Annotated in this window: 10 protein-coding genes; all 10 read right to left on the reverse strand. The window is 36.7% G+C overall.

Annotated elements, in window-relative coordinates:
* Positions 1-4: 4 nt before the first annotated feature.
* The 10 genes from OC533_RS07965 to OC533_RS08010 all read right to left on the reverse strand — a co-directional run bounded on the left by OC533_RS07965 (position 5) and on the right by OC533_RS08010 (position 14,097).
* Positions 5-970 carry a mannose/fructose/sorbose PTS transporter subunit IIA gene (locus OC533_RS07965; RefSeq protein WP_003772614.1) on the reverse strand — a complete coding sequence of 322 codons (966 nt, stop codon included), beginning with the start codon at positions 968-970 and terminating at the stop codon, positions 5-7.
* Between the two features lie 296 nt (positions 971-1,266).
* Entirely contained in the window at positions 1,267-1,905 is a 639-nt protein-coding gene (locus tag OC533_RS07970; protein WP_070752043.1) for a hypothetical protein, read from the reverse strand.
* Positions 1,906-2,066: 161 nt separating this feature from the next.
* Entirely contained in the window at positions 2,067-8,048 is a 5,982-nt protein-coding gene (locus OC533_RS07975; protein ID WP_194323818.1) for a bacterial Ig-like domain-containing protein, read from the reverse strand.
* 143 nt (positions 8,049-8,191) lie between these two features.
* The gene (locus OC533_RS07980) at positions 8,192-8,752 is read right to left on the reverse strand and encodes a hypothetical protein (protein WP_194323820.1); all 561 of its coding nucleotides are present in this window, start codon (positions 8,750-8,752) and stop codon (positions 8,192-8,194) included.
* Complete coding sequence (locus OC533_RS07985) at positions 8,749-9,066, reverse strand: F0F1 ATP synthase subunit epsilon (RefSeq protein WP_070752049.1); 318 nt, start codon at positions 9,064-9,066, stop codon at positions 8,749-8,751. The genes OC533_RS07980 and OC533_RS07985 overlap by 4 nt, the downstream gene beginning before the upstream one ends.
* 12 nt (positions 9,067-9,078) lie before the next feature.
* A complete protein-coding gene (gene atpD, locus OC533_RS07990; RefSeq protein WP_003772623.1) occupies positions 9,079-10,449 on the reverse strand; it encodes a F0F1 ATP synthase subunit beta in 1,371 nt (456 codons plus the stop codon).
* Complete coding sequence (locus OC533_RS07995) at positions 10,450-11,322, reverse strand: FoF1 ATP synthase subunit gamma (protein ID WP_045553699.1); 873 nt, start codon at positions 11,320-11,322, stop codon at positions 10,450-10,452. It abuts the gene before it with no gap.
* Positions 11,319-12,815 carry a F0F1 ATP synthase subunit alpha gene (locus tag OC533_RS08000; protein ID WP_262265244.1) on the reverse strand — a complete coding sequence of 499 codons (1,497 nt, stop codon included), beginning with the start codon at positions 12,813-12,815 and terminating at the stop codon, positions 11,319-11,321. Before OC533_RS08000 ends, OC533_RS07995 begins: the two co-directional genes overlap by 4 nt.
* Complete coding sequence (locus OC533_RS08005) at positions 12,812-13,843, reverse strand: F0F1 ATP synthase subunit delta (protein ID WP_194323822.1); 1,032 nt, start codon at positions 13,841-13,843, stop codon at positions 12,812-12,814. The genes OC533_RS08000 and OC533_RS08005 overlap by 4 nt, the downstream gene beginning before the upstream one ends.
* Before the next feature lie 11 nt (positions 13,844-13,854).
* Complete coding sequence (locus tag OC533_RS08010) at positions 13,855-14,097, reverse strand: ATP synthase F0 subunit C (protein ID WP_003721714.1); 243 nt, start codon at positions 14,095-14,097, stop codon at positions 13,855-13,857.
* Positions 14,098-14,104: the final 7 nt, after the last annotated feature.

A 14,104-nucleotide genomic window follows, 5' to 3' on the forward strand; every position in this document is an offset into this window, starting at 1 on the left:
TTTTTTATTGTGTCTTTAGTTCATTTTTTGCTTTTTTGATGATGTCTTCCATGTTAGCGCTTGAGTCATTAGGGACTTTACGCACATCGAATTTAACACCTTTTTCTTTTAATTTTTCAAAAGTGGCTACATCATCTTTCCCCATGGAAAGTACTTTGCTAACAACAACTTTACCTACAGAGTGAGCCATGGAACCAACGTTTACTTGTTCGATTTCTACGCCACCTTCAATTGCGCGTAAAACATCTTGAGGATTTTCGAATAATAAAAGTGCTTTTGTATTGCCGAAACGTGGATCTTTTGAAATCTCAATCATTTTTTGGACTGGGATAACGTTAGCTTTTACTCCTGGTGGTGCTGCTTGTTCGATTAATTTTTTACGAAGATCGTCTTTTGCAACTGCATCTGAAACGACGATGATTCTTGTTGGGTGTGTTGCTTTTGTCCAAGCAGTGGCTACTTGACCATGCAAGAGACGAGAATCAACACGAGTTAAAACGAATTCAATTTTGCCATCACCAACTGCAGCGATTTCTGCTTGTGGTTGTTCAGTAGCTGTTACTTGCGGCTGAAGTTCTTCTGGTTTCACACGGATACCTTCTTGAGCTGGCGCAAGGATATTTGCTGCGATTTCGTGTGCGCTTTCCATTGTGAAACGTGATGAGAAAGCTTCAATCAGCATTGGCAAATTAAGTCCTGCTACGATTGCCCACTTATCTTTATGTAATTCATAAAGACCGTTTGCTTGATTGAATGGTGTGCCTCCCCAAAGATCCACTAAGAATAAAACTTCATCTTGGCTATCAAAGGATGCTATTGCAGCTTCCATCTTAGCTTTGATGTCTTCTGGACCTTCGCTTGGCATCAAAGTGATTGCTTTAACGTTTTCTTGCTCGCCGAAAATCATTGTTCCGGACTGCAAAATACCTTCAGCAAATTCACCGTGAGTTGCGAGGATAATTCCTACCATCTTTTTCCCTCCTAATATAATTCATTTATTTTGCTACCCGCTTAATATATTGCAAGTTCTGTGCCAACTTATTAGTATTGCACCCAAAACCCTTATTTACCAATACTTTATCATTCTAAATTATAAAGATATTAAATAGTGTATCGCTCATTAATACAGAAAATAGATACTCAAATTTTAGTGTATCTAAAAAATGAACAAAGTATATTGAAAAAAGTTATTAATTTCATATTAACCCTACTAAAAAACAAAAAAACTACTCAAAAATTAAATTTGAGTAGTTTTTTATAGTTTTATTAAGAGACACAATATGCTGGTGAATTCTGCATTAATACCCAAGGAGTCATTTTAACATTAATTTCACCCTTCTCAGCTAAATCATTTACTATCATAGAAGTTGTTGAGACGGAACATTTTGCGAACTTTGCTAGAACATAAATTTTAAGCCATCTTGGAAATACTGGATTGTGCACAGGATCTAGTTTATATCGTTCAATTACTCTTCTCAAAACCATTCTGACCCGTTCCTCTGGATAAGATGACATTAACTTTCTTTGCCATTCGATACTTAGCTCAAAATCTTCAGCTATTTGTAAAAAGAAATTAGGTAACAATTGATCCTCATCCAATTTCTCAAACAATTCGTCTGTAGGGATAACGCTATAAACCGTATCTTCTAGAGCAGCTAGCGTAAGGCTTCCACCTGTCGTAAAAATAATCCGTTGATCCGCGAATACTCGTTGAATCGTATTTTTCTTATCTTCTTCGCTTTTTTGTATCAGCAGACCTTTTTCCATGATGATTAGTTGTTCATGTTGCATTTTAAGTTCCTTACCTGCCTCCAACTCCTGGTGAACAAAAGAAAAATTTTTCCTAATCCATGAATAAATCAGTGAATCTTGGCTGATTAGTTGATGAAATTCTAAAAAGGTCATTTTTCTACTTCCTTTCCTCCTAGATGTCTAAAACCCTTGGCTATCGGTTGAACCGTATTATCTGTATAACTAACTCTCTATAGAAAAACTTGTTTAAATGTCCGGAAAAGGTAGGCTAGTCTAAACCTGACATACCTACCTCCCCGAAACTATTCTTTCAATTATCCGTGACGTCTTCTTTGTCTAAACGTCCATAAGAACAACGCAAATCCTACTAGGCAAGCGCCCATTACAACAACCCATAAATTCATTTGGTCACCTGTTCTTGGTATTGCTTGTTGGTATGTTGCTGTCTTTTGCTTACCAGGTTTTACATCTGAATTGCTATTTTCTGATGGGGTTATCGCTACTTTTCCTTCTACTACTTCGATTGTAGCTGTAACAGAAAGCTCTTCTTTACCAGCATCTACTGTTCCTTCATTAGGATCAATTGTATAAGTTACTTGGTATTTCCCAGCTTTTTTCGTATTAACTTTACCTTCAACTTTTACTTTAGACATTGGAATTTCGCTACCGTCTCTAGACATTGCGCGAACGAAATTATCTTTCGCATCCCAATCTGCATTTGTTTTCAGCTTACTATCATTAACAATGATTTTGGCATGATTTTGTAAAACTGTCACGCGAGAAACGCTTGTTACACCGTCATAACGATAAGTGATTTCATATGTGCCTGGTGTTTGGTTATCAACACGGCCAATTACAGTCACATCAGATAGTTTGACGTCATCGCCTTTTTTATCTATCGCTGAATCGAAGTTGTCTTTGGCGTTCCAACTTGCTCCTGCATAAATCGTGCTATCGTGAGATTCTACTTTAGTTTGTCTTGGTTTCACAGTAATTTGTACTACTTTAGATATACCTTGATATTTATACGTTACTGAGTAGGTTCCTGGTGTATTTAAGTCCACTGTTGGATCTTCTTCCACCGTAATATCCCTATAAGCTACTGGTTTTCCAGCCTTATCAATTGCACTATCAAAGTTATCTTTAGCACTCCAATTGTCTCCTGTATAAACCACAGAATCATGTGCAGTTATTGCAGTTAGTGGATTTTTAACTGTTACTTTAATTGTTTTAGAAAAACCGTCGTATTTGTATGTGATTGAATATGTTCCTGCTACGGTCATATCCACATTTCCTTCTACTTCTACATCTGCAAAAGCGACTGTTTCTCCGTCTTTATTTCGTGCACTGTCGAAGTTATCCTTCGCTTCCCATGTTTCTCCTACATAAACTGTGGAGTTGTGGGCATTAACAGCAGTTTGAATATTTTTAACTGTAAGAGTAACTGTTTTGGAAGCTCCATCAAAAGTATATTTCAATTGATAAGTTCCTGCTTTATTAGTATTAACATTAGGTGTTTCAGTTACTGTCACTTTTGAAAATTCTACTGGATTGCCATCTTTATCAACAGCATTATCAAAATTATCTTCTGCTGTCCAGCTATCTCCTACATAAATTGTAGCGTTATGGGCATTAATTCCTTTTTTATTTTCTTTAACTGTTACTGTAATAGTTTTTGATACACCACCATACGTATACGTGATTGGGTAAGTGCCAGCTTGTGCTGTATTAACTGTATTAGTAACTGTTACTTTTGATAAAGCTACTTCATTTCCATCTCTATCTGCAGCGCTATCGAAGTTATCTTTTGCACTCCAAGTATCGCCTGTATAGATTGTGGAATCATGCGCGTTAATTTCGGTCGCATCATCTTTTACCGTGATAGTTACTGTTTTAGTAGTATCATTGTATTTATAAGTGACCGGATATTCACCCGCTTTTGTTGTATCAACTGTTCCAGTAGCCTCGATGTCCGCAAAAGTAAGCGTTTCGCCTTCTTTATTTAGCGCACTATCAAAGTTATCAGCCGCACGCCAGTTATCTCCAACATAAATAGTAGAATCATGAGCATTTACTTCTGTTAGGTCTTTTTCTACTTTTACATCAACAACTGTTTCAACTTCTTTACCATTTTTTTCAAGAGTAAATGTTAGTGGATACGTACCACCGCGGTTAGAACCGTTTTTAAGAGCTTTTAATTGGTTTTCGTCTACTTTGACAACATCAGTGCGATCTTCAGCGTCTGAATTCACACCGTTTTTCACTTCTTCAAATGCTGCTGTTTTGGCTTTAGTTACTGCTTGTGCTTCACTAAGGACAACTGCATCTTTGTATTCTAATGTGAAGTTAGTTGCTCCAATTTTAAGTTCATCTTTTTGAGCAACTTTACCGTTTGCTGTTGTTACATAAAGAGGGGCAGTTGATTTTTTCTCTGTGCCAAAAATATCTTTAAGAGCAATTGTTAAATCTGTAACCCTAATTGTTTTTCCATTCGTAGAACCACCTACAATTGCGACAGAACCATCAGTTAGTGTTTTTGCTGTTGCTACGGAAGCATCAGCTGTAGTCCACTTATACCCATCTGTGTTAGCTTGGATTTTTTGGAAAATGTCTGGTTCAATTGTATCTTCTGCTGCTTCACCATTTGTAGGAGCTACTTTTGGTAAAGTGATTTTCAGGCTCTTACCTTCTTGAACTGTTTTTTCATTTAAGTTAACTTTTAAATCTGTTTCAGGAACGTAAGAAATGTACCCTGCATTAATGTGCTGAGCATCTGGTTGTGCTGGATCAATATCTTTAACCCAACCAATTTCAGTACCCATATTTGGTGCTGCACTATTTAAGTCTTTATCTCTACCAACATTTTGTAACGTATGCTTGTAACCTGCTTTTTCAGGGAATTTCACAGCATATTTTCCGTAACCAATTCCTAAATTATAATCAAACTTATATTTTCCATCGGCATCGGTTGTCGTTGTTACATTTTGTCCATCTTTGGTGAATGGTTCATAGGTGGATGTAGCTTCATCCCATTTGTATAATTCAACCGTTTCATTTGCTAGTGGAGTATCGCCTTGTGCGGTTTCATAAATACCACTCGCGTTTTTATCTTTGAATAACTTACCTGCTACTTCTACAATTACTAACTCTGCTCCTACTCGAGTTCCTGCGATAGAACCAGAATAAGTGTTAGTTTCAACTGTATAGTAAGGGTTGTATATATCACGTTCACCAATTTTGTTACCAGCTGTAGCAGAATCAAATGTTTCATCTACTTTCAGCGGTACTTTGATTGTTTGAGATTCGCCTGACTCAATTTTAGTTTTAACTTTGATACGAACCATGTTAGCTTTTCCGTAATCAGTGAGTGTATTACTGTAAATGCTATCAGACGTATAATTATCTGCAGTGGCTTCAGTAGTATAGGTTAAATCAAACTGAGATTTTTGCTGAGCTGTCATAGGAACTTCTCCGTTTAGCTTCATGTCCCATTTGAAAGGTTCACTTTGGAATTTTGTACCAAAGTCTTGTCCAGTTTTTGGAATTGGGATAAAAATATCTAAGCTACTTGCGCTACCGCTAGAAGTATTCGTAATTTTAACCATATAATCAGCGTCAGTTCCAGGTGTGAAATAGGAAACAGTACTGTCATCGCCTTCTACATAACCAGCTTTAATTCCTTCTCCGGCTACATTTAAGAAAGTCTCTACGGCAACTGTATCTTGTTTCGGAACACTTAGAGTACTTGTATTAGTTGAAAGTAAACGTTCCGCATCTCTACCATTTTGGTTTACGTCTAATCCATTATCTGGGAAGACGTTCGCTCCTAGTGCAGAAGTTACGTTACTTCCACCCCAAGCAAGTAATTCTTGAATATCAGTGTGAATGCTTTTACTTAATGTCATATCAAATGTGGTGTTATAGCTGATATTCAAATATTGTTTTTTGGATGGGTAACCAACAAATTCCCCTACTGTTACATCTTTTGTTTTAATGACATAAACTTTATCGCCAGTTTTAGCTGTTTTTGCTTCTACTGTGAAATCAACTTCTTTGCCATCTTGATCTGTCAATTTAATAGAAGATGGTTTAACCGTAGTTCCTTCTATTTGGCGTAGATAAATTTCCGGATTATTAAGAACAGATCTTGTTCCATAAGGATAATCATGCATAACTAATGATGCTTTAGTTGTTACTGTTTCTCCTGCACGAGCAGTTTTAATTGGCGAACCTTCGCTATTATAGAATGAAGCCGTACCATTTGCTGCCGTACTTATATTATTAGCAACTGTATATGTGGATGATCCTGAAACTTTTGTATTTTCTTCATCATCTGCGTTCCAAATATTCACGTCAAATTGAACAGATGTAATACCTGGTTTAACAATCCCGTATGAAGCAGAATTTGCTGCTTTAAATGGAGCAGCTGTGTCAATATTAGTAAAACCTACAGAGAAGTCTCCAACGTTAGCTTTTACTTCTGTAAAGTACTCGCCTTCTTGAAGTCCAACTGCTGCCGAATCTAAAGTAAGCATTTTATTACCATTTGTTTTCGGAAGAGTTCCATCGTAAGTTCGATATTCCGAATTTAAGTTCGTTTTATACTGTACGTCTTTTACCTTATTACCTGGGTAAGTTCCATCAAAAGGTATGTTGACAGTATAGGCTTCCCAGTTTTCATCAAATTTAATTTGGTAAATTTGGTTTGTTTTCACTCCGGCAGTTTGCCTATTATTGATTTGAATAAGCCCCGCCCAAGATTCGTTTTCTGGATTTATATAGTAGTTTCTTGGTAGCATAACCATTTTATTTGCTGCTTTACCTACTACTTTACATGTGTCTTTTGCTGCTAGTGTTGTTGTATCGCTTGCATCATTAGTTAATGCATCTGTTTCAAACACTTTATCATCATATGTCGTAATAACAGCATGCGGTACTTTAGGAGAAGTATAAGTCCCTTCTTCTGTTCCTTCTGGTACCTTGTATTTTACTGCTAAAATAGTTTCAATAATACCGTAGTAATTTTCTTGTTTAAAGTCAATTTCTACTTTATTTTCGTTTGGATAATGCGTGATTGTTCTATTTTCGTTGTTTGTTAATAAACTCTTGTTTTCATTAACTACGCCTACATACTCCATACCTTCTGGGTAATAAAGAGTAGTTTTAACGTTTTTAGGAACAAAGATTTTTGAACCACGTCCATCCATTTGGCTGATACCATTTACAACTGAATAAGGTTTAGTGTAGTTATAAGAATCTTCAGTGGCTGTACTTGGACTTACTTCTGGTAAAAATGAAGATGTATACCAGTTTCTAAACATTGTGTCTACCTGTTTTTGATTTGCATAGCCGACAACAGTTTTACCCTCGGCACGAATGCTTTGCTCTGAGGATGCTGCTGGAGTACTTCCTTCTCCCATATAAGCATCAACTTTAATTGGAGACTTCAAGTCAGTAGGACCATAGTATTTAGCTGCATCTACTTGTACAGAGAAGTTTAGAGTTAGTTTTTCAGTAGCTGGATCTAGTTCATAACTCAAAGTACCATAAGTTGCTTTATTGTAGCCTGTTTCTTTATCTGGAACAGTTACTGAAGTAATCGAATCTCCAACTGGATTACCTGCGCCAAAATAACTTAAAATATTCGAGTCTACACTACTAGGTGCTTGATAACTACTTGGAACTGGTAGAGAAACAAAACGCATTCCGTCTGGCAAAGTGAAATTAACCTTTTTACCAGAAGCATTGTTGTTGTTAAACTCAACTGTTACAGAAACGTCTTTAATGTCTCCATTATTCCAATTTGTTTTGTTATAATCAGGGATTTTCATTGACACGGTAGGAGCGCTTGATTTAAGCAAGTTAGATCCTTTTTTAGGAGTATTTCCTTCCGTGACAGTCGGTTTCGGTGTATTTTGTACTTCTTCAGAAATATCATTTACTTCATAAGAAGCAGTATAAGTTTTTTCTGTTTTATCTTGGTCTTGATAGTTAATTACAAAATCCACAGTACCATTTTTCGTAGCTGTATATTCTGCTTCTTGACCTTCTACTTTTTTACCATCTGGTGTTTGTATCGTTAAGATTTTAACTTCCTCGTTTTTAGGGGTTGTTTTAATCTTCAATTTAGCTTTTTTCTTGTCGCTTGAAAGTTCATTTTGTATCTCATAAGAAACTGATTCGTTACCTTTTTCTTCCGCGAATACTCGGAAGGACGAAAGATTCAATTGACCGATAATCAGTAAAGCTGCCATGACAAATAATAATGGACGCCTCAAGCTTTTAAGTTTCATCATATAAAGTTATCTCCTTTAAAATTTTTTAGACCATTTTTCCAGTGATATAAGTCCCGTTCTCTTTAATTAATCCCATTAAATCTCGTAAGTTTTCATTAGCAAGAAACGGTCTGTACACAGGATTTTTAGAGACTTTTATTAAACTATTTCAGTAAATTAGCGTAAATTCGTTGCCATACAATTAGTGCTCCACTGGCTACAAGTAAACTACATATAATTAAATAACTTCTTACGCCGAGTTGGATATGCCAAGGGGCTTCTGCTACCTGCACAAGTACTAAATACATTGACTTAAGTGCAAAGTATCCAGCGAAGTACAAAGCTGTAATTAAAACTAAGCCGAGTAGCTGCATAATTTCTTTTTTGAGTTTTTGTGGCGTACTCATTTTTTTCCAATAAGAAAATGGATGAAACAGCCAGCTACTCCAAAACATTAATAATGTAAATTGGAACGGAATGGCGGTTATTTGGACTGCAGATAAACATACTAGAAGTGTCGCAGTAATAACGACAAGAAAGGCTGTCACCTCTGCATCAAATTGGTAGCGGTTATGCCACAATTGGTAACGTTGAATTTTTTCTAATGGAACTTCATCTTTTGATAGAAAATATCGAATACCAGTAAGAAGGAGCAAAACAATAAGAAAAAATGCGGACAGAAGAGCAATAATTTGTAGCAGTGTATCAAAAAATCCGCTTATCATGTGATCCTCCTGTTCTCCATTTGTTTTCGTTTGTTGAGCCTTTCAAAAATTCGTTCAGCTTGATCGGCATCTTTTGAAGCATACTGAGCCATGATATTCGCTTCATTTTGAACGAGATGTAAATAACCGAGGGCGACAAAGATAGGCTCTGTAGCTGCACTATCTAAAATGATGATTTCACTATAGTCGAAAAAACTTAAACAATCGATGTGTTCTTCTAATACAGTTTGCTGGCCTTCTTTAGTGTTAATAACAAAGCCCTCAACATCACCTTCAAAAAATTGGCCCATCGGCGAGACGATTTTAAGTTTCATTTGCCTCTCCTCCTATTTCAAATCTTTGTAGGATCCGATAAACAAGAATTCCCGCTCAGAACGTTCATCATATTCACCATTCAAAATACGTTCAACGCTACTCAACAAGTCTTCAATTTCCACAAATATTCCTTCTGTACCAGTGAATTTTTCAGAAACATAAAATGGTTGTGATAAGAAGTTACGAATTTTCCTTGCGCGATGAACGAGTTTTTTATCCTCATCACTCAACTCAGCCATACCAAGAACGTTGATAATTTCTTGCAACTCCATGTAACGTTGTAAAATAAATTTGACTTGAACTGCCAACTGATAATGACGTTCCCCAACAAAAGTTGGATTAAGTGCCCGTGAGAACGATTGAAGCGGGTTAACAGCTGGGAAAATACCTAATGCTGCTATCGAACGCTCAAGTACAATCGTTGAGTCTAAATGGCTAAATGTTGCAACTGCGGAAGGATCATCAATATCATCAGCTGGTAAAAATACACATTGAATGGATGTAATCGAACCATTCTTAGTCGACGCGATGCGGTCTTGGAAGTCACCAACTTCTTTTGAAAGGGTCGATTGGTATCCACCTGTAATTGGGATTTTACCCTGTAAGGAAGATACTTCAGAACCCGCTTGAATGAAACGAAAAACATTATCGATAAACAATAGAACATCTTTTTTCTCTTCATCACGCAAATATTCCGCTATCGTAAGGCCAGTAAGTGCTACACGCATACGTACGCCAGGCGATTCATTCATTTGCCCGAGTACAACTGTTGTTTGAGGTAAAACCCCACTTGATTCTAATTCATTATATAAACCAATACCTTCTCTGACGCGCTCACCTACTCCAGTGAAAACGGAATTTCCGCCCATCATACTGATATTGTTAATTAACTCTTGCATTAATACTGATTTTCCTACACCAGCACCACCGAAAAGTCCTGTTTTACCACCTTTTAAAATGGGGCAAATCAAGTCTATAACTTTAATGCCTGTATATAGGATTTCTTTATTTGTATCAAGTTCGCGAAGTAAAGGTTGTTCCCGAAAAATTGGCCATTTAACTTCTGCTTCTGGTTCTGGTAAGCCATCAATTGCCTTTCCATAAACATTTAACATACGACCTTGTACAGTTTCTCCAACAGGAACTTCAATAGGATGCCCTAGATTAATAACTTCTGCTCCTCGGGCTAGACCACTAACTTCACCAATCGCAATCGCTGAAACAGTGTTAATTCCTGTATGTTGAACAACTTCTGCTAAATAGGTGCCTTGATGTGTTTTATATTCAAGCGCATGGCTGATTTCAGGTAGTTCGCTCTCATTAAATTCGATTTTTAAAACAAAACCACTAATACTAATAATGGTTCCTATGTTTTTTTTCATTTATTCTTCTTCCTTCCTGATCGTCTGTGCGCCACTGATAATATCTAATAGCTCGCCTGTTTTTTGTTGCAATGCTTTTTTTCTAGCATCAAAAACGGCTTCTTCATGCTGTTTATGAATATTATCTTTTGCTTGTTTCATCGCAATCCGGCGCATACAGTACTCACTTGCAACCGAATAACGAAACATACTATAAAGCAGACCACATAGATAATTTTCTAGTAACAATTGCTCTACTTGTTCATCATCTGTCTCAATATCTAGCACATAATCAACTTCAATGGTTTCTGCATCTGGTCCTTCAGGAATGTCTGGATATATTTTTTCGCACATTGCTTCTGAATGAACTGCATTGAAGTATTTCGTGAAGATAACGTATAAAGCATCCATTTCTTGTTTATTGATTTGGTCAATAAAATCTGCTGTTACTTCTGTAGTTGTTTCCAAATCAATATTTTCAAGTGAGAACTGCAAGTATTCACTAATATTCTGACCTAGTTTCGTTAAATAGCGATGACCTTGTTCGCCCACTACGATCCAATTGATTGTAACTTGATTTCCAAGTGTTTCAATCAGCCGGTCTATTTCAGCAAATACTTCACTGTTGTAGGCTCCGCATAGTCCTCGTTCAGATGTAATTGCAAGGGCAGTGACGTTCTTCTCTTCGGTTGTTTGTAAATTATTACCGTTGTACATTGTTTTTCTAACCCAACGCAAACTTTTCAAGATAGTTTCGTAATAACTAACTGCTGCTTCGGCTTTTGTCCGTAGTCCAGAAAGTTTACCAAGGGTTGCTAATTCCGTTACGTGGACAATTTTATAAGTTGAGTTCAATGCTTTAATCTTTTTTCGCGCTTGATCTATGCTACTCAACTGAAAGGCCTCCCCGCTTCCTGAATAATCTCTTCTAACATTTTGACATGTGATTCATTCAGTTCACTAATTTCCTCTATTTGGTTCGAGAATTCTTCAAAATTCTGATGCGCATGAGCTTTTTCTAATAACAAGCCTTTGAACGATTGAACATTAGCAGGCGCCATTTTTGTTAAAAAGCCATTTTGGAAAGCATATAAAATGGTGATTAATTCAGTCACAGATAGTGGGCTCAAAATGTTTTGTTTAAATAACTCTGTTAGCATACGGCCATCTGTTACCATTTTCATACTTCCATCATCAAGTGCATTACCAAAATCAAGTAATTCTTTTAATTCCTCGTACTGAGAAAGGATAAGCGTTAAATTCTTACTAAGTTTACGAATAATTGGATGTTGCGCGTCTCCACCGATTCTGGAAACTGATACACCGACATCCACTGCAGGTTTTTGACCACGGTTGAACAAATCGGATTTTAAGAATAACTGACCATCTGTGATAGAGATAACGTTTGTTGGAATATACGCTGTTACATCATCCGATAGTGTTTCAATCATTGGAATAGCTGTGATTGAGCCGCCGCCATGATCCTGATTCATTTGTACCGCTCGTTCTAAGAGACTCGAGTGAATATAAAAACTATCTCCAGGATATGCTTCTCTTCCTGGTGGACGATTAAAGAGCAACGTAATCGCTCGATAAGCATCCGCATGTTTAGTTAAATCATCAAAAATAATTAAAACGTCTTTTCCTTGATCACGTAGCGCTTCTGCAACGGCCATTCCAGCATAAGGAGTTAAATACTGTGCAGTAAGAGAATCACTTGCTGCTGTCGCTACTACTGTGGAATAATCCATTGCGCCATGCTTACGAAGAGTTTCAATAACCTCTGCAATATAGGCTGCTTTTAACCCAATTGCTACGTAAATACAGTGCACATTTTGATTGTGTTGATTAATTATTGTATCTACAGCAATCTGCGTTTTTCCTGATTGGCGATTTCCAAGGATTAACTGACGCTGACCTCGACCAATCGGTGTTATCGAATCAATAACCGCAAGTCCTGTATTGAGCGGACGCGTTACACTATCAATAGTCATAATCGCTGGCGTTACACAGAATAGCGGGCTGCTAGCAGTTGGCTGTTCATCGCTTACGTCGTATAGCATTTTTCCTGTAGTATCAATAATACGGCCAGCCATATCTTCAAAAAGATTTACTTCTATAAAATGATCTGTAACAGAAACACTCATTCCTTCTAAAATGTCATTTGTTTTATCAATTAAGCCGATACCAACAAATTCTTCATTTAGTTCTAGGATTACGCCGCGATATCTGCCATCGATTGTAACGGCTTGGTGGAGTGCCGCATTTTCTAATCCTGAAGAAAAAATTACACCATCAGAGATTTTCTCAACCCTGCCATTTTCTTTTAAATATTCCAAGTCCACATGGGCTTCGTATTTGTTTATATCAAAATGAATATTTTTCAAAGTCTCACTTCCGCTTCCATTTTTTCTGTTGTGCGTTTGATTAGTTCCTGATAGCTCATATCAATCGACTTTGTTCCATAATTGATAATAACTCCACCAATTAATTCTTTTTGTACTTGATATTCGATTTTATAGTTTGTATGGGTTGGCTGCCACAGCTTGTCAAAATGATTTGCTGCATCATCACTAGCCACATCTACACGAATAAGCCCTGTATAAAAGTGAATGTTATAAACCTCTAAATAATTTCTGTAAAGTCCACGAGTTTGACGATAAGAGAAATGTGTCAACATATAGAATAGGAACTCAACAAATTCATGATTTAATTTATCTAATGTGCCGTCTTCACGCATAACTTTAAGCTTTTGTTCCGGCGACAAGTAACTACTTTGATAAATTTGTTTAACAGAAAGCTTACTTGCACGCTCATGGAACATTTCGAACGACTTTGTAAATGCATGTAGCTCTTCTGAAGTATGCAATTCGAACAAACGTAAAAGTACTTTATATGGAAGTGCTAGACGGATTTTTTCGGTCCGTACTAGTGCATCAAATTCACGAATTGCTTCTGTAAATAATTGCGCTTCCTCTTCTTCTGACTCAACAAATACTTTTTGCAAGATTTCATTAACACAGCTACTTAGTGATTTATAAGGTGCATGTGGAGTTGTTTCAATACTAGGAACTTCAACAATTTGTTTAGGTTTTTCATTTTGCCACATTTGTAATTCTTGTTCGTATTGTCTATTTCGAGCAACTAACTGATCGATTTCTTCAAGAAAAATAGTCTCTTTTTGTTCAGCTTCAATAGCTAATTGCCTATTTTTCTGCTCTTCTTTGTTTGTAGCGACCTTTTGTCTTTTTAGTCGACGTAATAAACTTTCTTTTTCAAGTGACTTATCTTGGCTAACTTCGTAAAAAAAGCTAGTTAAAATATTTTCCAGTTTTTGCAAGGTAAAATATAGTAAATATAAGAAACCCACTCCAAAAATACTGTAAAGGACTATTGTTTGAATCAATTTTTCCATGCTCTCACCTATCATATGAACGGGTTAACCCAAAGCAAGATGACTGCAATTGCCAGTGCAAAAAGCATTAATGCAACTATCATTAGGAGTCCCAAAAAGAGACCTCCCATAACTTCTTTTTTTGCATTCGGGTTTTTTCCGATAATTTCTGTTGCTCTACTAACCGCGATTCCCTGTCCAATTGCAGCTCCTAAAGTCGCAAGCCCAATTGCTAGTGCGGCGCCAATTACGCTACATGCAACTACTAAATCCATTATTATT

Source organism: Listeria sp. Marseille-Q6474 (genome assembly GCF_946902005.1).
Taxonomy (GTDB): Bacteria; Bacillota; Bacilli; order Lactobacillales; family Listeriaceae; genus Listeria; species Listeria innocua.

Excerpts from the sequence above, each read along its gene's own strand:
- OC533_RS07965 (WP_003772614.1), bottom strand. The coding sequence starts at position 970 with ATGGTAGGAATTATCCTCGCAACTCACGGTGAATTTGCTGAAGGTATT.
- OC533_RS07970 (WP_070752043.1), bottom strand. The coding sequence starts at position 1,905 with ATGACCTTTTTAGAATTTCATCAACTAATCAGCCAAGATTCACTGATT.
- OC533_RS07975 (WP_194323818.1), bottom strand. The coding sequence starts at position 8,048 with ATGATGAAACTTAAAAGCTTGAGGCGTCCATTATTATTTGTCATGGCA.
- OC533_RS07980 (WP_194323820.1), bottom strand. The coding sequence starts at position 8,752 with ATGATAAGCGGATTTTTTGATACACTGCTACAAATTATTGCTCTTCTG.
- OC533_RS07985 (WP_070752049.1), bottom strand. The coding sequence starts at position 9,066 with ATGAAACTTAAAATCGTCTCGCCGATGGGCCAATTTTTTGAAGGTGAT.
- atpD (WP_003772623.1), bottom strand. The coding sequence starts at position 10,449 with ATGAAAAAAAACATAGGAACCATTATTAGTATTAGTGGTTTTGTTTTA.
- OC533_RS08005 (WP_194323822.1), bottom strand. The coding sequence starts at position 13,843 with ATGGAAAAATTGATTCAAACAATAGTCCTTTACAGTATTTTTGGAGTG.
- OC533_RS08010 (WP_003721714.1), bottom strand. The coding sequence starts at position 14,097 with ATGGATTTAGTAGTTGCATGTAGCGTAATTGGCGCCGCACTAGCAATT.